Origin of the sequence: Pseudomonas sp. AN-B15 (assembly GCF_019056475.1) — a bacterium.
In the GTDB taxonomy this organism is placed as follows: domain Bacteria; phylum Pseudomonadota; class Gammaproteobacteria; order Pseudomonadales; family Pseudomonadaceae; genus Aquipseudomonas; species Aquipseudomonas parakoreensis.
The window spans coordinates 4,424,718-4,444,259 of sequence record NZ_CP049737.1 but is presented as its reverse complement, the minus strand read 5'-3'; the positions used below and the strand labels follow the sequence as shown (position 1 = coordinate 4,444,259).

21 protein-coding genes are annotated in these 19,542 nt (G+C 57.8%); 9 read left to right on the top strand and 12 right to left on the bottom strand.

Going from position 1 to position 19,542, the window contains the following annotated elements; translation table 11 throughout:
* Positions 1-212: 212 nt before the first annotated feature.
* Positions 213-1,268 (top strand): MBL fold metallo-hydrolase, encoded by a 1,056-nt coding sequence (locus tag GTQ41_RS20125; RefSeq protein WP_047295881.1) that lies wholly within the window; start codon positions 213-215, stop codon positions 1,266-1,268.
* An 11-nt stretch (positions 1,269-1,279) separates the two neighbouring features.
* Here GTQ41_RS20125 and GTQ41_RS20120 read toward each other — a convergent pair whose 3' ends face one another.
* The 4 genes from GTQ41_RS20120 to GTQ41_RS20105 form a co-directional block, all read right to left on the bottom strand.
* Positions 1,280-1,600, bottom strand: a complete 321-nt coding sequence (locus GTQ41_RS20120) for a helix-turn-helix domain-containing protein (RefSeq protein ID WP_047295878.1) — start codon at positions 1,598-1,600, stop codon at positions 1,280-1,282.
* Entirely contained in the window at positions 1,587-1,898 is a 312-nt protein-coding gene (locus tag GTQ41_RS20115) for a type II toxin-antitoxin system RelE/ParE family toxin (protein WP_179294964.1), read from the bottom strand. The genes GTQ41_RS20120 and GTQ41_RS20115 overlap by 14 nt, the downstream gene beginning before the upstream one ends.
* A 99-nt stretch (positions 1,899-1,997) precedes the next feature.
* Positions 1,998-2,312, bottom strand: a complete 315-nt coding sequence (locus tag GTQ41_RS20110; protein ID WP_047295874.1) for a hypothetical protein — start codon at positions 2,310-2,312, stop codon at positions 1,998-2,000.
* Positions 2,313-2,405: 93 nt separating this feature from the next.
* Positions 2,406-3,173: a helix-turn-helix domain-containing protein gene (locus GTQ41_RS20105; RefSeq protein ID WP_047295872.1), complete on the bottom strand. Its 768-nt coding sequence runs from the start codon at positions 3,171-3,173 to the stop codon at positions 2,406-2,408.
* A 112-nt stretch (positions 3,174-3,285) separates the two neighbouring features.
* Between GTQ41_RS20105 and GTQ41_RS20100 the strand changes: the two genes are divergently transcribed.
* The gene (locus tag GTQ41_RS20100; protein ID WP_047295871.1) at positions 3,286-4,101 is read left to right on the top strand and encodes a sulfite exporter TauE/SafE family protein; all 816 of its coding nucleotides are present in this window, start codon (positions 3,286-3,288) and stop codon (positions 4,099-4,101) included.
* A 4-nt stretch (positions 4,102-4,105) separates the two neighbouring features.
* Here the strand turns inward: GTQ41_RS20100 and GTQ41_RS20095 are convergent, their stop codons facing one another.
* The 8 genes from GTQ41_RS20095 to GTQ41_RS20060 all read right to left on the bottom strand — a co-directional run bounded on the left by GTQ41_RS20095 (position 4,106) and on the right by GTQ41_RS20060 (position 11,018).
* Positions 4,106-5,089, bottom strand: a complete 984-nt coding sequence (locus tag GTQ41_RS20095) for a hypothetical protein (RefSeq protein WP_047295868.1) — start codon at positions 5,087-5,089, stop codon at positions 4,106-4,108.
* 269 nt (positions 5,090-5,358) lie between these two features.
* Positions 5,359-5,589 (bottom strand): hypothetical protein, encoded by a 231-nt coding sequence (locus tag GTQ41_RS20090; RefSeq protein ID WP_047295866.1) that lies wholly within the window; start codon positions 5,587-5,589, stop codon positions 5,359-5,361.
* A 42-nt stretch (positions 5,590-5,631) separates the two neighbouring features.
* Positions 5,632-5,865, bottom strand: coding sequence for a hypothetical protein (locus GTQ41_RS20085; RefSeq protein WP_047295864.1), 234 nt, complete (start codon positions 5,863-5,865; stop codon positions 5,632-5,634).
* Positions 5,862-7,055, bottom strand: coding sequence for an S-type pyocin domain-containing protein (locus tag GTQ41_RS20080; RefSeq protein WP_047295862.1), 1,194 nt, complete (start codon positions 7,053-7,055; stop codon positions 5,862-5,864). The genes GTQ41_RS20085 and GTQ41_RS20080 overlap by 4 nt, the downstream gene beginning before the upstream one ends.
* Positions 7,056-7,234: 179 nt before the next feature.
* The gene (locus tag GTQ41_RS20075; protein WP_047295860.1) at positions 7,235-7,948 is read right to left on the bottom strand and encodes an HNH endonuclease; all 714 of its coding nucleotides are present in this window, start codon (positions 7,946-7,948) and stop codon (positions 7,235-7,237) included.
* Positions 7,949-8,061: 113 nt separating this feature from the next.
* Positions 8,062-8,595, bottom strand: coding sequence for a Bro-N domain-containing protein (locus GTQ41_RS20070; RefSeq protein ID WP_047295858.1), 534 nt, complete (start codon positions 8,593-8,595; stop codon positions 8,062-8,064).
* A 347-nt stretch (positions 8,596-8,942) separates the two neighbouring features.
* Positions 8,943-10,193, bottom strand: coding sequence for a ribonucleotide-diphosphate reductase subunit beta (locus GTQ41_RS20065; protein ID WP_003227292.1), 1,251 nt, complete (start codon positions 10,191-10,193; stop codon positions 8,943-8,945).
* A gap of 564 nt (positions 10,194-10,757) precedes the next feature.
* On the bottom strand, positions 10,758-11,018 hold the full coding sequence (locus tag GTQ41_RS20060) for a DUF2790 domain-containing protein (RefSeq protein WP_027612631.1): 261 nt from the start codon (positions 11,016-11,018) through the stop codon (positions 10,758-10,760).
* Positions 11,019-11,436: 418 nt separating this feature from the next.
* On the opposite strand from GTQ41_RS20060, the gene acs reads away from it, so the two are divergent.
* From acs to argR, 7 genes are all read left to right on the top strand, one after another.
* A complete protein-coding gene (acs, locus tag GTQ41_RS20055; protein ID WP_047295856.1) occupies positions 11,437-13,392 on the top strand; it encodes an acetate--CoA ligase in 1,956 nt (651 codons plus the stop codon).
* 732 nt (positions 13,393-14,124) lie between these two features.
* A complete protein-coding gene (locus GTQ41_RS20050; protein WP_027612633.1) occupies positions 14,125-14,898 on the top strand; it encodes an ABC transporter substrate-binding protein in 774 nt (257 codons plus the stop codon).
* Positions 14,899-14,989: 91 nt separating this feature from the next.
* Positions 14,990-15,679 carry an ABC transporter permease gene (locus GTQ41_RS20045; protein ID WP_003227287.1) on the top strand — a complete coding sequence of 230 codons (690 nt, stop codon included), beginning with the start codon at positions 14,990-14,992 and terminating at the stop codon, positions 15,677-15,679.
* Positions 15,676-16,374, top strand: coding sequence for an ABC transporter permease (locus GTQ41_RS20040; protein ID WP_047295854.1), 699 nt, complete (start codon positions 15,676-15,678; stop codon positions 16,372-16,374). The genes GTQ41_RS20045 and GTQ41_RS20040 overlap by 4 nt, the downstream gene beginning before the upstream one ends.
* 1 nt (position 16,375) lies before the next feature.
* Positions 16,376-17,488, top strand: coding sequence for a M14 family metallopeptidase (locus tag GTQ41_RS20035; protein WP_047295852.1), 1,113 nt, complete (start codon positions 16,376-16,378; stop codon positions 17,486-17,488).
* A gap of 27 nt (positions 17,489-17,515) precedes the next feature.
* Complete coding sequence (locus GTQ41_RS20030; RefSeq protein WP_003227281.1) at positions 17,516-18,280, top strand: ABC transporter ATP-binding protein; 765 nt, start codon at positions 17,516-17,518, stop codon at positions 18,278-18,280.
* Positions 18,281-18,525: 245 nt separating this feature from the next.
* Positions 18,526-19,518, top strand: coding sequence for a transcriptional regulator ArgR (argR, locus tag GTQ41_RS20025; RefSeq protein WP_047295850.1), 993 nt, complete (start codon positions 18,526-18,528; stop codon positions 19,516-19,518).
* Positions 19,519-19,542: the final 24 nt, after the last annotated feature.

The following is a 19,542-nucleotide window of genomic DNA, read 5'->3' as shown; positions in this document are numbered from 1 at the left end:
ACGCTTCGGCAGAGAAAGAGGGAAATTACACTTGGCAGTTTACTTGTCATCCGGTTTGATGCAACCTAGAAACTACACCGTCCAGTGTAATGTTGCGTTAATCCGCGCAACCTAAAAACCAGACAGTTCGGCTGATGCGTGCGTGCCTTGGCCATTTATCGTCCCACCGTGAAAAACCGTGAATTGCGCGGTTTTTCTGGAGTCTCTCAGTCATGGCCAATTCAGATATTTCTGCGGATCAAATTTCCACGCCTGAAGCCTCTCGCCAGGATCAAGGGCTATTCCGTAACCATGCGCCGGTGCAACGCGAAGGTGGGCGCAAGATGCTGCGGATCATGTGGAACATGATTTTCAACAAGCCGCGCAATACCCGTCCCGCCGCTGCGATCCCGGTGCAGTCGCTGACAACTGAAGACCTGCTGGCCGCGCCTGACCACAGCGTCTATCGCCTCGGCCACTCGACCCTGTTGCTGAAAATGCGCGGCAAATTCTGGATCACCGACCCGGTCTTCGCCGAGCGCGCTTCGCCCGTGCAGTGGGCCGGCCCGAAACGCTTTCACCAGCCGCCGATCAGTATCGACCAGTTGCCGCCGATCGAAGCGGTGATCCTCTCGCACAACCACTACGACCACCTCGATTACCAGGCAGTGCTGAAACTGGCGGCCAAGACCAACTACTTCCTGACCCCGCTGGGCGTCGGCGATACCTTGGTCAAATGGGGCATCGATGCCAGCAAAGTCCGCCAGTACGACTGGTGGCAGGGCACCGAAATCGCCGGCATCCGCTTCGTCGCCACGCCGTCGCAGCACTTCTCCGGCCGCGGCCTGTTCGACAGTAACAGCACGCTGTGGGCCTCGTGGGTGATGATCAATGGCGACACCCGCATCTTCTTCAGCGGAGACAGCGGCTACTTCGACGGCTTCAAACGCATCGGTGAACAATACGGCCCGTTCGACCTGACCCTGATGGAAACCGGCGCCTACAACGTCGAATGGCCGCACGTGCACATGCAACCCGAAGAAACCCTGCAAGCGCACATCGACCTCAAGGGCCGCTGGCTGTTTCCGATCCACAACGGCACCTTCGACCTGGCCATGCACGCCTGGCACGAACCCTTTGATCGCATCCTGTCACTGGCCTGGGAGCGCAGTGTGGCGATCACCACGCCGCAAATGGGCGAGGCGTTCAACCTGATGCAGCCGCAGCGCGGGAGTGCGTGGTGGTTGGCGGTTGAAGGGGAGGGTGAAGGGGTGGTGCAGAACGCCTGATGAGTTTCAGGTTAAGCAAATACCACTTCAATTCGGCCCTCTTTCCGTGACCGGGGGGCCGATTTCACTACGATCTGAACGTCTCGCCCAAGATGCGAGAGGCACTCCATCATCTTGGCTTCACTGATGCCGCGAAATTTCCCCCGCAGCATTTCGGATAGCTTGGGCTGAGATAATCCAAGAATTTCAGATGCCTGAATTTGAGTGAGATGGCGTGCCTTGATGATCTCGCCGATCTTCGCCGCGAGCTGCGACTTAACCTGCATTTCACTGGCATTGGGTAATTCGAGGTCTTGGTAGACGTTCCCGCTACCTTCTTCAATTTCTATCATTTTCTGATCCTTTCGCGTGATCCTGAGCGGCTCGAAGTCGGTTTCGGATCAGATCAATGTCGGACTGGGCGGTTTTGATTCCGGTCTTCGACTTCTTCTGAAAGCAGTGCAATACATAAATGGCACTGCCGAAACGAACCGTATAAATGGCCCGGTAGGTGTTGGTGTCGAAGTCTTCGATCAACTCCAACACACCCGCGCCTCCGAACCCTTTCAGGGGTTTTGCATCCGGATGCTTCAAGCCACTCTGGGCCAAATCCAATGCGTAACCAAAAACATCCTGTACGTCTGTGGGCATCTGCTTGAGATCTTTCTTACTACTGCAGACCCACAAGAGCGGCTTCCTTGCACTCATGCGAAAATATACCTATTTAGGGATAAATATCAACTTGCCTTTTCATTCAGCCATCGCATAATCCCCACGCCCCACTGCATCCGATGGCGCACCCATACTCGCACTGCGACCCGGCGCAAACCCCGGAAAGAACACCAACCCCTGCGCCTCAAATCGATAAGCCAACGCCAGCCGCGCCGCATCCGGCACGTCCTGCTGCGCTTCAAACCGCTGAATGTCGTCCACCGCAACCTCCGCCTCACGCGACAGTTGTTCCACGCTCCAGCCCAGCATCGCTCGGGCCTGGACGCAGTGCGTCGGGGTGAACTGGAAAAGGGCAATGCGTTCGAGGATGTGGTTCATCGCAAGAGAGGCCATGGTGTGCTCCGGGCTCAAGAGTTCTGATTGAAAATGTACTGGGTTTTTGTACAGTTGTTTTCGGCCAGGATCAAACGCATTTTTTGATTTGCCCTAGTTCGCCGCCTCCAACCAGACGGACGGTGCCTGGCCGAGGACGCGCCGGAACATTGTCGAGAACGCCGCCGGGCTTTCATAACCGAAATCCAGAGCAATCCGCGTCACCGCATCACCGGCCGCCAGCCGCGCCAGTGCCAGCACTACGCAAGCCTGTTGCCGCCATTGGCTGAAGCTCAACCCGGTCTGCTGCCGAAACAGTCTGTTGAAGGTGCGCAAGCTTATGTGCAACTGCTCGGCCCAGTGTTGCGGTGACTGATGGGCGTTCGGCTGATGCAGAAAGTTCTGACACAAAGCCAGGAGCTTTCCGTCAGTCGGCAGCGGAATGTGCAAGGGCAGGGGCGCACTGCGCGCCAGTTCATGCAGCAGCAAGTCGATCAGTACGCCATCGCGTCCTTCGAGGTCATAGGCCAGCGGCACTTCCACCGCCTCCATCAACAAGTGCCGCATCAACGGCGAAACGCTGATCACCTGGCAGCGCTGCCCCAAATCCACCGACCCCGGCTCGATGTACAGGCTGCGCGTGCTCACGCCCAGCATCAGCACCTCATGTGCCACTCCCGGCGGAATCCACACTGCCCGTTGCGGCGGCACCACCCAGTTGCCGTCATGGGTACGAACCTGCATTACCCCGGTTGCGCCGTACAACAGTTGCGCCCGCCGATGCGTATGAAATGGCAACAGATGGCCGTGGGAATAATCCGTACCGATCGCCACCACCGGGCGCGGTGTGTCATCCAGCAGATTGATCGAAACATTGCGCATCGAGCGTTTCCCGGTCGTTGGCGTAAACGCAAACATTATTGGCTGAGTTGCTGAAGCAGGCCAAGCCACGTCGCTCTATCGTCGACCGCTCCCCATCACCGGAAGACGCGCCATGTTCTACCTTCTGCTGACCCTCTTCGGCTGTATGACCGGCATCACCGCCGTGCTCTTCGGCTTCGGCGGCGGCTTCGTCGTCGTGCCGCTGCTCTATCGCATGCTCAGCGCCAGTCACGGCGCCGACGACCCCATCGGCCAATCGGCGATGCACATCGCCGTCGCCACCTCGACCTGCGTGATGATCGTCAACGCCCTGATCGCCACCGACAAACACCGCCGCGCCGGCAACCTGATCCGCCATTACCTGTGGCCCCTCGGCGGCTTCATCGCCCTGGGCGCGATCATCGGCGCGATCGCCGCGGTGTGGGTCAGCGGCGAGGTCATCCGCTACGCGTTCATCGCCTACCTCGGCGTGACCATCATCGACTGCCTGCTCAGACGCGGCTTCCTCATCCGTGACGAAGGCGTCATCCCACGCCGATTAGATCGCAAGGAAATATCCGCCGGCGGTGTAGGCATCGGCGCCATCGCCACCTTCCTCGGCGTAGGAGGAAGCGTCATGACCGTGCCGCTGTTGCGTCGCTGCGGGTTGAGCATGTCCCAGGCCACGTCCATGGCCAATCCGCTGAGCGTGCCGGTGGCAGTGGCCGGGACGCTGACGTACATGGCGCTGGCCGGTTTCAGCGAAACAGATCTGGGCGTGTGGTTTGTCGGGTATGTGGATTTGCTGGCGTTTGCGGTGCTGACCCTGGGGTCGTTGGTCGGGATTCGGTTGGCTACGCCGTGGATTGGGCGGATTCCGGATCGGGTGCATGCTTGGGTGTACATCGGTTTGCTCATGATGGTGATGATCAGCATGTGTGTGAGTTGATCCATCACACCAACCCCGGCGCCTCCCGCACAATAAAGTGATCCAGGTTCTCGATATTGGCACTGAACACCCCGAACGTCTGTTCGGGGTTCTTCTTGCTCGGCACCTGCTTCAACTCTGGCGTCACGCCATAGAAGAAACAGAACAACGCCTTGTCGCTGTCGATCGCGTGCTTGATCTCCTCCAGAAACGCCTTGCGCTTGCGGTAGTTGTCGATCAACTTCTTGCTCAAGTAAACGTTCACCGAATACGGCTTCTTCTTCGCCTCATCCGCCTGCTTGAACCAGACCTTCTGCTCGAAATCGATACGAAAACTCTGGGTGTAATCCTTGATCTCCTTGATCTTGCCCCAGTAAATCAGCCCCTTGTTGTCCGTCAGATACTCGATCTTCTTGAAGAACGAGCCATAAGGCGCCGTGTGCTCGCCGATCTTCAACGGCATGCGCTTGAGCAACTCCTTGTCGGCGAAGTTCGACACAAAACACTCCACCGGATGCGCAAATACACTGGTCTTGTCCGGCGCCGTCTCACGCCCCGGCGACTCCCCGGAACTCACCTGCGCCACCCGCACCGGATCATCCCGCAACACATCCGCCGCCCCCGCAGGCGCAGCCGGCTTGCGCACATACTCCCGCCGCGTCAGCAACAACTCCGACGGAAAATGCTCCTCCCGCCCGTCATCCGTTTCGCCATCCGCCGTCTCAACTCCCGACGCCGACGCCTTCAAACTCACATATGGACAACCCGGCACATGCTGCGTCGTGGGCAGATTCTTGAAGTGCGGCGTGCGCACGTAATTCACATTCTTGGCATTGAAGGTGCCCAACTCGTTTGAGGCATCAAACGCCAAACGACAGGCATCGTTGGGGCACTGGAAATGCTCCTTGGCCGAATCGAACGCCACCGTCTCATCGAAATTGAGATCGCGAACGTCATAGATCGACAACTTGTCGTCGAGACTGAGGCAGTAGGCGAGATCGAATTTCATGGCGGGGCTCGGATCCTTGAGTGGGGGAGGGGTATTAATAGCGGGAGGCGCGGCGGGTTGCACTGATTGTTTTCAGGATGATGCGGAATCTGTGGGGGCAGCCTGCTGGCGATTCCAGGCATCAACCAGATTTCAATCCTCACCCCGCCACTGCAGGCAGCACATCACCCCTGTGGCGAGGGAGCTTGCTCCCGCTGGGCTGCGAAGCAGCCCCAAATCCGGCGACCACGCGGCCGGTTTGTTCTGCTCACCGGTGCCAGAACCATCGGTTAAACATTGCAGCTGAGCTGGAATTTATAAGCAGAGTTATAAGTTTTCTTACCCAGGAGTTTTTCCAAGGCACCAAGCTGTTCGTGCGAGAGATCGTATCCCTCCCATCCTTCCTGTTCCACGGTCCATCCCATGATGGCTTTTATAGCCTGATCAGATCCACTTGGGAGTTCCTCTTCAAATGCCAGGAAACCGCTTTCTTTATCAAATGCTTCGATTAGAAAAATCATGGAACTGCTGTCTTCGTATCGTCGCTGGGTTGCCTTGGACCGTTAGTTACCGTAGCTAGCCAGTTGGTAATCGTATTGAGGATCGTAGAAGGATCTTCCAGTTAACGTTTCCAGTTGTGCTAACTGCTGAGAGTCAAGATCGTAACCGTAGAGTTCGTCTTCTGCGTCATTCCATTTCATGATGACTCGCAGCTGCTCGATAGCCTCTGTCGAGATAGGCACTTCGAAAATCAGAGCTTCGGTGGATCGATCAAATGCATAAATTACGTGAGTCATGGTTCTATCCTTCTTTTTGAATCGGCCGGTTTGTTCTGCTCTCCAGTATGAGCATCGAATTCGCCCAGATGCCGACCGCGTTTGTCGTACATCTCTACCGCTCCATGTTGATAATCCCATTCCAGAATTAGCCCATCCTTGGTTTTCCAGCGCATACGAGTACCTCGTCCTTTGACCCTGGTCTTCTGTTTTGCGGGTGTTGCGTCGGGAAACGCACTTAATCCTTTGGGTGCCGGATGATATTTGTGATCAGAAACACTCACCACAATATAAACCGGCCTTACCCCCGAACTCTCCGGAAACACCAGAATGAAATCCTTGTACTCCGGCGGGTAAACCGGATTCACAAGGATGTCGTTCGCCGCTTTCGTTGGCGGGTAAACCCAGATATGCGGTGCCTGCGGGGCGGCTTCCAGAGCAGGAATGCCGAGGATTTCGGCGCCGTCTACGGCGGGTGTCCAGATCAGCTCGACGCCTTCTCCCAGGTTGGCGACGTACTGAGTGTCGCGGGTCTCAAGTTGCACGACCTCAACCATTTCCCAATCCCGGTTCTTGCCGGTGTAGAAGGCATAACCTTTCAGAACGCCATCGGATTGCTGCTCAATGCGCAGGCGAACACGGGTGCGGGCCTGCTTGAGGGCGCGCAATTGTTCCTCGGTGTAGAGAGCGCTATCACCCAGACTGGGTGTCCAGAGCAAAGCGACCATGCTGGTCATGAGTGCAGCACTGGTGGCGCCGATGGCTGCTCCCAGACCTGCCGTTGGCGTAGCGAGTGCCGGGCTGCGAAGAGCAAGGCGTCCAAGGCCAAGTGCGACGGTATTTCCGCTGATGGTTTGCAGGTTGTGCAGCTCAGCGTCATCGGCTTCACGGGCGCCGAGCAGTGCGAATTCGCCATAATCCTTCAGGCTGTCGGTCGGCACCATCCCGGAGGGATTCGAGTAATCAATGATCGCGTCCGGCAGTTTGCAAGACTTTGCGAACACGCATCCGGCCCGGACCGCGTCGTCTTTTTTGACAGCGACCTGCCGGCTGCGCTCAAACGCATCCTGCCGGGCCAGCATGGCCTCGTAAGCGTTCTGCGTGGCTTCGCGCTCGGCCAGTTCGGTCGCGTTCATGAACCGGTAGGTGACGTGATGCCCGTCCCCTGAAGGTGGGTTCCTGACCCGGGGAATATCCTTTTTGCCAGCCACTGATCATCCTTTCGTTCATTTATCGGTCGCATCGGAAAGAAGCCGGGCGACGTTAACGAAGGTGATGCTTTGAGACTGTAGGACGGGTCTTGGATCAGGTTGGGAATTGTCGCTGTTTGATTTGGAGGTCTGTGCAGAGCCTTTAGGACGGTGGGATTCCTCGGCACAAGTTTGATCCTCTATTCAGGCCTCAACCGCTCGACTTTCTTATAAAACTCAGCGGTGAACTCTTTTTTGTCGCTTGAATGGTGGCAACGACGATGGCAGTTCGGGCACAGCGCGACCGTGTTGCATATGCGGTCGGTTCCGCCATCAAAAAGGTGCTTAACATGATGGACTTCAAGAAAGGGGCGGCCGTTTGCGCTAATGAACGGTGCGGTTTGCCCGCAACCTTCACAAATGCCTTGGGAGTGCTTGAGTACCCATTTCTTTACGCTCTGGGCGCGGGCAAGTCTCACGACAGTGGAGGTCGTCTCTTTAGGGTTAAGAACGCCCACTGGCGCTTCATTTTGTTGAGGTGCAGTGACCTCGACCAACTGAAGCGGAGTAAATGTAATGGCCCGCTGTTCGCCTATTCGTAATGCGTGGACGCCCTTCTTCGCGAGGAATTCCTTGATCCGTTTACTCACGCCAGAACCAAGGTTCTTTGCCGAAACGTAGCCAGTAATTCGCTGCTGCCCCAATTGCTCCATCACCGCAGAGATGTTCTGCATGCGGTACTCGACGGAGGAGGCGCTGCGTTTGCTTAGCGGGCCTTCACGCAATAGACGGTTTTCGTCTGCCTTTTTGAATGGCTGCTTTTGCTGCTCAAGAGCCAGCATCTTCAGGTAAGCGTCTACCGAAGCCTCTAGCTCCTCATCGCTCCAGCCAGTCTTTTCTTTCGAAGTATCCATACAGTCGCCGAGGGTTGAAAACCCTCGGACGATACTGAGTGGCTATCACTGCTGTCTACGAAAATTCCTACAGAAAATAGCGACGGATCCCGCGCAATCCTACAAACCTCTCCCTAGCCCATCGAGTGCTTCGAGGACTGAAACACCTGCGTAACCCTCCGCCACCAGGGTTTCTCTAGACAAGCTCGTCGTAGATTTTGATCATTTAACAGGTAAGGCATATCCCGAAGCCGAATCCAGCCCTCATCCTGCCAATGCAGCAAACTCAAAGACATCTCCGGCCAATCCAACAAGCTCAACATTGGCCGATTCGAATCTCCTGAATCCGCAGCATCGCGCAATGTCGGCACCACCTCATTGGTCAGCCATTCCCGCAACAACCGATTACCCGGAACGTAGTGATAGACCAACAGCGCGTACACCCCGGATTCACTAAGCATCAGATGCTGTTCTGGTTCTCGAAAGTACTCAATCCACATGACGCGGCGCTGATCGCTATCTAGTTTGTTGACCACCCGATCATTTAGATGGAAACCCATCAAGCGGCCGACATCGCGAGCGGAGAACCAAGGCTGGTTTTCTAATAGAAGGGCATGGAGAGAAAGGTTGTGGCGAGAGAACACTATTACCGGGAGCGGATCAGACATATCTATGACCTCTACGTTAGTTTTTGGGAGGGCCTGACCCCAACGTAGAGCGGACTTAAGAAATCCCAACGAGCAGAGCAGTTGTCACCGACGAATTACACGTCTGTGTCACTGACCGAGCTTTCTACGTTGGGCGTTTCTTAGGCACCTGCGATAGAGCTTAGTAGTGCTTGTAGCGGGCTTCAATGGGACGCAGCTGTAAGTGCTGTAGGAGATTGAGCGCTGTGACGTAGGCGTAAAAAACGATTACCAATCGTCCATAAAAAAGCCCCGATCAGATCGGGGCTTTTTGCTTTCTCGACTTGGCGACTCAAGCAGCAATCGTCAAATCGTTCCGAGCGAGACCATTAGTCCCAGCTCAACGCACCACCAGTTTGGTATTCGATCACACGAGTCTCAAAGAAATTCTTCTCTTTCTTCAAGTCCATAATCTCGCTCATCCAAGGGAACGGGTTAGTCGTCCCTGGATATTCCTCTTTCAAACCAATCTGCGACAAACGACGGTTAGCGATGAACTTCAGGTAGTCCTCCATCATCGCCGCGTTCATGCCCAGTACGCCGCGAGGCATGGTGTCACGGGCGTATTCGATTTCCAGTTGCGTACCCTGCAGGATCATCTGGGTCGCTTCTTCCTTCATTTCGGCATCCCACAGGTGTGGGTTTTCGATTTTGATCTGGTTGATCACGTCGATGCCGAAGTTCAGGTGCATGGATTCGTCGCGCAGGATGTACTGGAACTGCTCGGCGACGCCGGTCATTTTGTTGCGGCGGCCCATGGAGAGGATCTGGGTGAAGCCGCAGTAGAAGAAGATGCCTTCCAGCACGCAGTAGTAGGCGATCAGGTTGCGCAGCAGTTCTTTATCGGTGTCCGGGGTGCCGGTTTCGAACTTCGGATCGGAGATCGAACGGGTGTATTTCAGGCCCCAGGCGGCCTTTTTCGCGACCGACGGGATCTCGTGGTACATGTTGAAGATCTCGCCTTCATCCATGGCCAGCGATTCGATGCAGTACTGGTAGGCGTGGGTGTGGATCGCCTCTTCGAAGGCCTGGCGCAGGATGTACTGGCGGCATTCCGGGTTGGTGATCAGGCGGTACACGGCCAGCACCAGGTTGTTGGCAACCAGGGAGTCGGCGGTGGAGAAGAAGCCGAGGTTGCGCATCACGATGCGGCGCTCGTCGTCGGTCAGGCCTTCCGGGTTTTTCCAGAGGGCGATGTCGGCGGTCATGTTGACTTCTTGCGGCATCCAGTGGTTTGCGCAGCCGTCCAGGTACTTCTGCCAGGCCCAGTCGTACTTGAAGGGTACGAGTTGGTTGAGGTCGGCGCGGCAGTTGATCATGCGCTTTTCGTCAACGGCGACGCGGGCGGAGGCGCCTTCGAGTTCGGCGAGGCCTTCGGCGACGTCGAGGGAATCCAGTGCAGCCTTGGCGCGGGCCACAGCGGCCGAGTCGTCGGCGGTCACGGCGCGGGCTTCCAGCGCTGCGGCACCGCCGGCGCTGTCGAGGCGGTCCATGTTGGCTTCAGTAGCGTGGCCGGCGTTGGCGCCTTTCACGGTTGCTACTTCACTGTCTTCTTTGTCGAATTCGTCCCAGCTCAGCATGACGTGTCGTCTCCTGCGTGAGGGCCTGTCGCCCCGTGTGAAACCTGATTGGTGGGTTGTTCACACGGTCGTACAGACCGCGTTGGATCTTAAGGAATCGTTTTTTGCAGTCGCTAAACGCACGCATAAAACATTGTCTTGTACGGGTTTCTGAAAGCCTCTGATGGGCGCGGCTTGCGTTGAACGCTGCTGCGGGGCTTCAGACTGGCTAATCATCCCTGTAAGGGAATATTGCTGACCCGATTAGGTCGGCATTATAGGGAAAAAAAGCAGTTTAGGTGGCACCATTCTGCGTAGAAATGGGTGGAGCGGGAGGGGGATTTTGGTCGGAGCGAGGGTTTACGGGGCTCAGAAAGGAATTGCCGAAGGCAAATTTTTTTTGCGTGGTGTTGCTCGTGGCAGCTACTTGGTTAACAAATAACCAGAAAACCGGGTTTTTCACTATATCTTGTGTTTTGCAAGCCTTTTGAGCGACTCCAGACACAACTGAGCCCGACCGAAGCCGGGCTGGAATCGTCCCTCAAATGAGGCGCTGAGCGGACCGATTCGGTGCAGTCTCGATCATCAATTGGTGCAGCCGTTACCCATGACGCTGTAACGCAGGATGTGGCGCTGACCCTTGGAGTCGTCGTACTCCATTTTGGCCGGTACCACTTCGCAGACATTCGGCACTTCGCTCATCGATACAACTTTGGCGATATCCAGGTGAGTGGAGTAAGTGTATTCCTCGATCACCGGTTGTTGCTGTGCGACATCAGTCGGGACCTCGTCTGCCATGGCGGTTGCGCACAGACTGCTGAGGGCCAGAACCAATAAAGCTTTCATTTCAGATTTACCTTTTTGAGGTCGAGTGGGGTCACGCAACCTTTTTAGGGTTGCGTGTGGAACTTCATCATTTGCAGTTATTACTTGAGAGCTGGATTAACGGCCTTCGTGGGGGCTGTAACGTTGTTAATCGCGTTTGCCTTGTCGGCGAGGTGGATTTTAGGCAGGTGGGGTGGGGGTAAACAGATGGGGTTTTGATAAACACTTTTGGCGGTTTTGGTAACAATCCCCACAAAACACCGCCCAACCCTTGTAGGCGCTGCCGAAGGCTGCGATCTTTCGTCTTTGATTTTTGCAAAGCAAGATCAAAAGATCGCAGCCTGCGGCAGCTCCTACAACCATCGTCGAATGGTTCTATGGGGCCGGCCCGGCTACAACGGGGTCATACAAAAACAACTATTCCACCGAGGTAAGAAAGATGAGTGCGGCTTCTCTGTATCCCGTTCGTCCCGAGGTTCTGGCCAATACGCTGACTGACGAGGCGACCTACAAAGCCATGTACCAGCAGTCGGTCGTCAACCCTGACGGTTTCTGGCGCGAGCAAGCCAAGCGCCTCGACTGGATCAAGCCTTTCACCACGGTGAAGCAGACTTCCTTCGACGATCACCATGTCGACATCAAATGGTTCGCCGACGGCACCCTGAACGTTTCCTACAACTGCCTCGACCGTCATCTGGCCGAGCGCGGCGATCAAGTCGCAATCATCTGGGAAGGCGACGATCCTTCCGAGAGCCGCAACATCACTTACCGCGAACTGCACGAACAAGTCTGCAAACTGGCCAACGCCCTGCGTGGTCAGGACGTGCACCGTGGCGACGTGGTGACTATCTATATGCCGATGATCCCCGAAGCCGTGGTCGCCATGCTGGCCTGTACCCGGATCGGTGCGATTCACTCGGTGGTGTTCGGTGGCTTCTCGCCGGAAGCGTTGGCGGGGCGGATCATCGACTGCAAATCGAAAGTGGTGATCACCGCTGACGAAGGCATTCGTGCCGGCAAGAAGATCTCGCTGAAGGCCAACGTCGACGACGCGCTGACCAACCCGGAAACCAGCAGCATCCAGAAAGTCATCGTGTGCAAGCGCACCGGTGGCGACATCAAATGGAACCAGCATCGCGACATCTGGTACGAAGACCTGATGAAAGTGGCGGGCACCGTCTGCGCGCCGAAAGAGATGGGCGCTGAAGAGGCGCTGTTCATCCTTTACACCTCGGGTTCGACCGGCAAGCCGAAGGGCGTGCAGCACACCACCGGCGGTTATCTGTTGTACGCGGCAATGACCCACGAGCGCGTGTTCGACTACCGTCCGGGCGAAATCTACTGGTGCACCGCCGACGTCGGCTGGGTCACCGGTCACAGTTACATCGTCTACGGCCCGCTGGCCAATGGCGCGACCACCGTGCTCTTCGAAGGCGTGCCAAACTACCCGGACATCACCCGGGTGGCGAAGATCGTCGACAAGCACAAGGTCAACATCCTCTACACCGCACCGACCGCGATCCGCGCAATGATGGCTTCGGGTACCGCTGCTGTTGAGGGCGCGGATGGCAGCAGCCTGCGTCTGCTCGGTTCGGTGGGCGAGCCGATCAACCCGGAAGCCTGGGACTGGTACTACAAGAATGTCGGCAAGTCGCGCTGCCCGATCGTCGATACCTGGTGGCAGACCGAAACCGGCGGCAACATGATGAGCCCGCTGCCCGGTGCGCATGCACTGAAGCCGGGTTCGGCGGCACGTCCGTTCTTCGGCGTGGTACCGGCGCTGGTCGACAACCTCGGCAACATCATCGAGGGCGAGGCCGAGGGCAATCTGGTGATTCTCGATTCGTGGCCGGGTCAGGCGCGCACCTTGTATGGCGACCATGACCGCTTCGTCGACACCTACTTCAAGACGTTCCGCGGCATGTACTTCACCGGTGACGGCGCGCGGCGTGACGCCGATGGTTACTACTGGATCACCGGGCGCGTGGACGACGTGCTCAACGTCTCCGGCCACCGCATGGGTACCGCCGAGATCGAAAGCGCGATGGTCGCCCACCCGAAAGTCGCCGAAGCGGCGGTGGTCGGTGTGCCGCACGACATCAAGGGGCAGGGCATTTATGTCTACGTCACCCTGAAAAATGGCGAAGAGCCGAGCGAGCAACTGCGCCTGGAGCTGAAGAACTGGGTGCGCAAAGAGATCGGCCCGATTGCTTCGCCGGATGTGATCCAGTGGGCGCCGGGGCTGCCGAAGACCCGTTCGGGCAAGATCATGCGGCGGATTCTGCGCAAGATCGCCACGGCGGAGTACGAAGGGCTGGGCGATATCTCGACCCTGGCGGATCCGAGTGTGGTGCAGCATTTGATTGATACGCACAAGACGATGAATGTGGCTTAAGCCTGTCTGATGCATTGAAAAGCCCTGTCCGGTGATCGCCGGGCGGGGCTTTTTTGTGTCTGGAGATTTGTGGTGGTTTTGCTGGCCTCATCGCTGGCAAGCCAGCTCCCACAGGTTTCCGAGGTGTGAACGGGATTTCAATCTCAATCGAAATCCCTGTGGGAGCTGGCTTGCCAGCGATAGCCATCTGTCAGACGCCGCAGTATTCCCCTGTCAGAAACCCAAACCACCCAACCAATAATTATCGATCTCCCGCGCAAGCCATTTCCCGCTGTTACCGCCTGCCTTCCACGTAACCGAATGTGTAACCGCCCGCGTCAAACCGGGGCGAAGGGAAACGCATCGCCCCGTTTTAGAGCCTCAAAATCCCCGCTGAAAAATAAGACCCAACGCTGCGCTTGCCGGATTAGAAGGGTTTGCGAATAATAGGCCCGCAATTTGCAGCATAGATCGGTTCACTGTCTTTCGCTCTTGCATGAATTTGCAAGGCTGTCAATGCGCTCAAGCGGGTTTCTCTGTGCATCTGTAATTAGTTGTCGCATTGAAGAAATATCGGCTTCGGGCCTGTCGTTAGAATGCCGATCACTCGCTCATCGTGGCTGACGTTGAAACCCCTGAAGGTTTCAATGGGAAATTTCCCACCGATGCTGCGCCGCTTTCCCGATTCACCCATTCGCATATTGGGCTGTCGCTCACTCTGCCGTTTTTGCCCTTTACCGATGGAGTCCCAAGATGAAGAAACTTGTGCTGCTTGGCGCCCTGGCACTGTCCGTGCTGTCGCTGAATTCCTTCGCTGATGAAAAACCTCTGAAGATCGGTATCGAAGCGGCTTACCCTCCGTTCGCTTCCAAAGCGCCGGATGGCAGCATCGTTGGTTTCGACTACGACATCGGCAATGCCCTGTGTGAAGAAATGAAGGTCAAGTGCCAGTGGGTCGAGCAAGAGTTCGACGGTCTGATCCCGGCACTCAAAGTGCGCAAGATCGACGCGATCCTGTCGTCCATGTCGATCACCGAAGACCGCAAGAAATCCGTGGACTTCACCAACAAGTACTACAACACCCCGGCCCGTCTGGTCATGAAGCAGGGCACCGTTGTCAGCGACAACCTGTCTGAGCTCAAGGGCAAGAACATCGGCGTGCAACGTGGTTCGATCCACGAGCGTTTCGCCCGCGAAGTCCTGGCCCCGCTGGGTGCCGAGATCAAGCCATACGGTTCGCAGAACGAAATCTACCTCGACGTGGCCGCCGGTCGCCTCGACGGTACCGTGGCGGACGCCACCCTGCTGCAGGACGGCTTCCTGAACACTGACTCCGGCAAAGGCTTCGCCTTCGTCGGTCCGCAATTCACCGACGTCAAATACTTCGGCGACGGCGTAGGCATCGCGGTGCGCAAGGGCGACGCGCTGAAAGACAAGATCAACGCTGCGATCGCGGCTATCCGTGAAAACGGTAAATACAAAGCTATCCAGGACAAGTACTTCGCCTTCGATATCTACGGCAAGTAACACGTCTCTGCGACAAGTCAGAAATGGCGCAAGCAACAGGATCTCTGCGGTTTGCGCCATTTTTTCATCCCAACTTTCGAGGACCTGAATCATGTTGAAAGGCTACGGGGCTGTCATCCTCGATGGCGCATGGCTGACGCTTCAGCTCGCCTTGTCGTCCATGGCCCTGGCCATCGTTCTCGGGCTGATCGGGGTCGCGTTGCGCCTGTCGCCGATTCGCTGGCTGGCGTGGCTGGGCGATCTGTATTCCACGGTGATTCGCGGGATTCCCGACCTGGTGCTGATCCTGCTGATCTTCTACGGCGGTCAGGACTTGCTCAACCGCGTCGCGCCGATGCTTGGCTATGACGACTACATCGACCTGAACCCGCTGGCCGCCGGTATCGGCACCCTCGGTTTCATCTTCGGTGCCTACCTGTCGGAAACCTTCCGTGGTGCGTTCATGGCGATCCCCAAGGGCCAGGCCGAAGCGGGCATGGCGTACGGCATGAGCAGTTTTCAGGTGTTCTTCCGGGTGATGGTGCCGCAGATGATTCGCCTGGCGATTCCCGGCTTCACCAACAACTGGCTGGTGCTGACCAAGGCCACCGCGCTGATTTCGGTGGTCGGCCTGCAAGACATGATGTTCAAGGCCAAGCAGGCGGCAGATGCCACCCGCGAGCCTTTCACCTTCTTCCTCGCAGTGGCGGCGATGTACCTGGTGATCACCAGTGTCTCGTTGCTGGCGCTGCGTCACCTTGAGAAGCGCTACTCGGTAGGCGTAAGGGCGGCTGATCTATGATCTTCGACTACAACGTCATTTGGGAGGCCATGCCGCTGTACCTCGGCGGCCTGCTGACCACCCTCAAACTGCTCGCGCTGTCGCTGTTGTTCGGTCTGCTGGCGGCGCTGCCGCTGGGCCTGATGCGCGTTTCCAAGAACGCCGCGGTCAACGGCATTGCCTGGCTTTATACCTACGTGATTCGCGGTACGCCGATGCTGGTGCAGCTGTTCTTGATCTACTACGGTCTGGCGCAATTCGAAGCCGTGCGTGAAAGCTTCATGTGGCCATGGCTGTCCAGCGCGACGTTCTGTGCGTGCCTGGCCTTCGCGATCAACACCAGCGCCTACACCGCCGAAATCATCGCCGGCAGCCTCAAGGCCACGCCGAACGGCGAGATCGAAGCCGCCAAGGCGATGGGCATGTCGCGCTTCAAGATGTACAAGCGCATCCTGTTGCCATCTGCCTTGCGTCGGGCGCTGCCGCAATACAGCAACGAAGTGATCATGATGCTGCAGACCACCAGTCTGGCGTCCATAGTGACCCTGATCGACATCACCGGCGCGGCCCGTACCGTCAACGCGCAGTACTACCTGCCGTTCGAGGCGTACATCACCGCTGGCCTGTTCTACCTGTGCCTGACCTTCATTCTGGTGAAGCTGTTCAAGCTGGCCGAGCGTCGCTGGCTGAGCTACCTGGCCCCGCGGAAGCACTGATATGGAACGCATCGACCACGTATTGCCGTGGAGCCATCTGGGCAGCGAGCGCAAGATTTCGGTCTTCCGCTTCGGTCAGGGCGAGCGCAAGGCCTACATTCAGGCCAGCCTGCACGCTGACGAACTGCCGGGCATGCGCACTGCCTGGGAGCTGAAAAAGCGCCTTGGCGAACTCGAAGCCCAAGGCCTGCTCAATGGCGTGATCGAGCTGGTGCCGGTGGCCAATCCGCTGGGCCTCGGCCAATTGCTGCAAGGCAATCATCAGGGACGTTTCGAGGCGGGCAGCGGCAAGAATTTCAACCGCGATTTCGTCGAACTGAGCGCGCCGGTTGCAGCGGCGCTGGCCGAGCGTCTCGGTGACGATCCGCACGCCAACATTCGCCTGATCCGTCAGGCCATGGCTGAGCATCTGGCGGCATTGCCCGAGGCGAGCAGCCAGTTGCAAGGCATGCAGCGCGTGTTGCTCAGCCATGCCTGCACCGCCGATGTGGTGCTGGACCTGCACTGCGATGCCGAAGCCGCGTTGCACATGTATGCGCTGCCGCAGCACTGGCCGCAGTGGCGTTCGCTGGCCGCGCACCTGAATGTGAAGGTCGGTTTGCTGGCGGAAGACTCTGGTGGCAGCTCCTTCGATGAGGCGTGCTCGTTGCCGTGGCTGCGCCTGTCGCGGCAGTTCCCGGACGCGCAGATTCCGCTGGCGTGCCTGGCGACGACTGTCGAGCTGGGCGGTCAGGCCAACACCGACCGCGCCGATGCACTGGCCTGGGCCGAAGGCATTCTGGCGTTCCTCGCCGAGCAAGGCCTGATCACTGGCGAGTGGCCAAAGCCGGCCAATGAACCGTGCGAAGGCATGCCGTTCGAAGGCACTGAATTACTGTTGGCGCCGCACCCCGGTGTGGTGAGTTTTCTGCGTAAACCCGGCGAGTGGGTTGAACCCGGGGATGAGATTTTCGAAGTGATCGATCCTGTGTCCGATCGGGTCAGCACGGTGTGTGCTGGTACCTCCGGGGTGCTGTTTGCCATTGAACGGCTGCGCTATGCCCAACCCGGTTTCTGGCTGGCCAAGGTGGCGGGGCGCGAAGCGCTGCGTCACGGGCGCTTGCTCAACGACTGACTGACTGTTTTTGTGAGAACCGACCGCATGTACAAACTTGAAGTCCAAGACCTGCATAAACGCTATGGCAGTCACGAAGTGCTCAAGGGCGTGTCCCTGAAAGCGGCAGCCGGCGATGTGATCAGCATCATCGGCTCCAGTGGCTCCGGCAAAAGTACTTTCCTGCGCTGCATCAACCTGCTTGAGCAGCCGCACGCGGGCAAGATCCTGCTCAACAACGAAGAGCTGAAACTGGTGGCCAACAAGGACGGCGCGCTGAAAGCCGCTGATCCGAAACAGCTGCAGCGCATGCGTTCACGCCTGTCGATGGTGTTCCAGCACTTCAACCTGTGGTCGCACATGACCGCGCTGGAAAACATCATGGAAGCGCCGGTCCACGTGCTGGGCGTGTCCAAGGCCGAAGCTCGCGAGAAAGCCGAGCACTACCTGAACAAGGTTGGCGTGGCCCATCGCAAAGACGCGTTCCCGGGGCACATGTCTGGCGGCGAGCAGCAGCGTGTGGCGATTGCCCGTGCGCTGGCGATGGAGCCGGAAGTGATGCTGTTCGACGAACCGACGTCGGCGCTCGATCCGGAACTGGTGGGTGACGTTCTGAAGGTCATGCAAGCGCTGGCTCAGGAAGGTCGCACCATGGTCGTGGTTACGCACGAAATGGGCTTCGCCCGTGAAGTGTCGAACCAGTTGGTGTTCCTGCACAAAGGTGTGGTGGAAGAGAGCGGCAACCCGCGCGAAGTGTTGGTCAATCCGCAATCCGAGCGTTTGCAGCAGTTCCTCTCGGGCAGCTTGAAGTAATCAGAGCTGCCGATATGCACCGGAATAGTGCATGCTTCGCAGTCTGAAGGCTGGCTCCAATCCCCTGTAGGAGCTGCCGAAGGCTGCGATCTTTTGCCCTTGCTTTTGAAAATCAAAAGATCGCAGCCTCGTTTCACTCGACAGCTCCCACAGTGGATCGGTGCAGGTTTCGAGATTTGCGTTCATTTACGGGCTAGCATTGGCCCATGCCTTCATCACCGTTCTTCGTTTCGGATTGCCCGCCCATGACTGCCCATCGAATTGGTTTCCTGATTTGGCCCAGCACTAAAGCTCTGACGCTGGCGCTGGCGGAGGAGGCCTTGCGTGTTGCTCAGCGGGTGCATCCGGAGGTGGTTTACGAACTGTCGTTCCTGCAGGCCGAAGCCAATCCTGAAGCGGCGGCCGACGGAGCCTGGCAACTGCCCGGCGAAGCCTGGACCGGCAAGCTGGAGAACTTCCAGAAGCTGTTTCTGCTCGCCGACGAGCCACCGACCACCCTGGCCCCGGCCCTCAGCAGCGCGCTCAAGCAATTGGTGCGTGCCGGTTGCGTGATCGGTGGTCTGTCGGCCGGTGTGTATCCGCTGGCGCAACTCGGTCTGCTCGACGGTTATCGTGCAGCCGTACACTGGCGCTGGCAGGACGATTTCGCTGAACGTTTCCCGAAGGTCATCGCCACCAGTCACCTGTTCGACTGGGATCGCGATCGCCTGACCGCGTGTGGCGGCATGTCGGTTCTCGATCTGCTGCTGGCGGTGCTGGCCCGTGATCATGGGGCCGAGCTGGCCGGTGCGGTGTCCGAAGAACTGGTGGTCGAGCGCATCCGCGAGGGTGGTGAACGCCAGCGCATTCCGCTGCAGAACCGCCTCGGTTCCAGCCATCCGAAGCTCACCCAAGCGGTGTTGCTGATGGAAGCCAACATCGAAGAACCGCTGACCACCGACGAAATCGCCCAGCACGTGTGCGTGTCCCGTCGGCAACTGGAGCGGATCTTCAAGCAATACCTCAACCGCGTGCCGAGCCAGTACTACCTGGAATTGCGCCTGAACAAGGCCCGGCAGATGCTGATGCAGACCAGCAAGTCGATCATCCAGATCGGCCTGTCCTGCGGTTTCTCTTCCGGGCCGCATTTCTCCAGTGCCTACCGCAATTTCTTCGGCGCGACGCCGCGGGAAGATCGCAACCAGCGGCGCAGCAGCAGTCCTTTCGAACTGTCGTCGGTGCCGCCAGAGCGCGGTTGATGCGCGTCCTGTTCAGGGGCGGGC

What these genes read in the sequence shown, in the direction of transcription:
- GTQ41_RS20125 (WP_047295881.1), top strand. Translation starts at nt 213, where the DNA reads ATGGCCAATTCAGATATTTCTGCGGATCAAATTTCCACGCCTGAAGCC.
- GTQ41_RS20120 (WP_047295878.1), bottom strand. Translation starts at nt 1,600, where the DNA reads ATGATAGAAATTGAAGAAGGTAGCGGGAACGTCTACCAAGACCTCGAA.
- GTQ41_RS20115 (WP_179294964.1), bottom strand. Translation starts at nt 1,898, where the DNA reads ATGCCCACAGACGTACAGGATGTTTTTGGTTACGCATTGGATTTGGCC.
- GTQ41_RS20110 (WP_047295874.1), bottom strand. Translation starts at nt 2,312, where the DNA reads ATGGCCTCTCTTGCGATGAACCACATCCTCGAACGCATTGCCCTTTTC.
- GTQ41_RS20105 (WP_047295872.1), bottom strand. Translation starts at nt 3,173, where the DNA reads ATGCGCAATGTTTCGATCAATCTGCTGGATGACACACCGCGCCCGGTG.
- GTQ41_RS20100 (WP_047295871.1), top strand. Translation starts at nt 3,286, where the DNA reads ATGTTCTACCTTCTGCTGACCCTCTTCGGCTGTATGACCGGCATCACC.
- GTQ41_RS20095 (WP_047295868.1), bottom strand. Translation starts at nt 5,089, where the DNA reads ATGAAATTCGATCTCGCCTACTGCCTCAGTCTCGACGACAAGTTGTCG.
- GTQ41_RS20090 (WP_047295866.1), bottom strand. Translation starts at nt 5,589, where the DNA reads ATGATTTTTCTAATCGAAGCATTTGATAAAGAAAGCGGTTTCCTGGCA.
- GTQ41_RS20085 (WP_047295864.1), bottom strand. Translation starts at nt 5,865, where the DNA reads ATGACTCACGTAATTTATGCATTTGATCGATCCACCGAAGCTCTGATT.
- GTQ41_RS20075 (WP_047295860.1), bottom strand. Translation starts at nt 7,948, where the DNA reads ATGGATACTTCGAAAGAAAAGACTGGCTGGAGCGATGAGGAGCTAGAG.
- GTQ41_RS20070 (WP_047295858.1), bottom strand. Translation starts at nt 8,595, where the DNA reads ATGTCTGATCCGCTCCCGGTAATAGTGTTCTCTCGCCACAACCTTTCT.
- GTQ41_RS20065 (WP_003227292.1), bottom strand. Translation starts at nt 10,193, where the DNA reads ATGCTGAGCTGGGACGAATTCGACAAAGAAGACAGTGAAGTAGCAACC.
- GTQ41_RS20060 (WP_027612631.1), bottom strand. Translation starts at nt 11,018, where the DNA reads ATGAAAGCTTTATTGGTTCTGGCCCTCAGCAGTCTGTGCGCAACCGCC.
- acs (WP_047295856.1), top strand. Translation starts at nt 11,437, where the DNA reads ATGAGTGCGGCTTCTCTGTATCCCGTTCGTCCCGAGGTTCTGGCCAAT.
- GTQ41_RS20050 (WP_027612633.1), top strand. Translation starts at nt 14,125, where the DNA reads ATGAAGAAACTTGTGCTGCTTGGCGCCCTGGCACTGTCCGTGCTGTCG.
- GTQ41_RS20045 (WP_003227287.1), top strand. Translation starts at nt 14,990, where the DNA reads ATGTTGAAAGGCTACGGGGCTGTCATCCTCGATGGCGCATGGCTGACG.
- GTQ41_RS20040 (WP_047295854.1), top strand. Translation starts at nt 15,676, where the DNA reads ATGATCTTCGACTACAACGTCATTTGGGAGGCCATGCCGCTGTACCTC.
- GTQ41_RS20035 (WP_047295852.1), top strand. Translation starts at nt 16,376, where the DNA reads ATGGAACGCATCGACCACGTATTGCCGTGGAGCCATCTGGGCAGCGAG.
- GTQ41_RS20030 (WP_003227281.1), top strand. Translation starts at nt 17,516, where the DNA reads ATGTACAAACTTGAAGTCCAAGACCTGCATAAACGCTATGGCAGTCAC.
- argR (WP_047295850.1), top strand. Translation starts at nt 18,526, where the DNA reads ATGACTGCCCATCGAATTGGTTTCCTGATTTGGCCCAGCACTAAAGCT.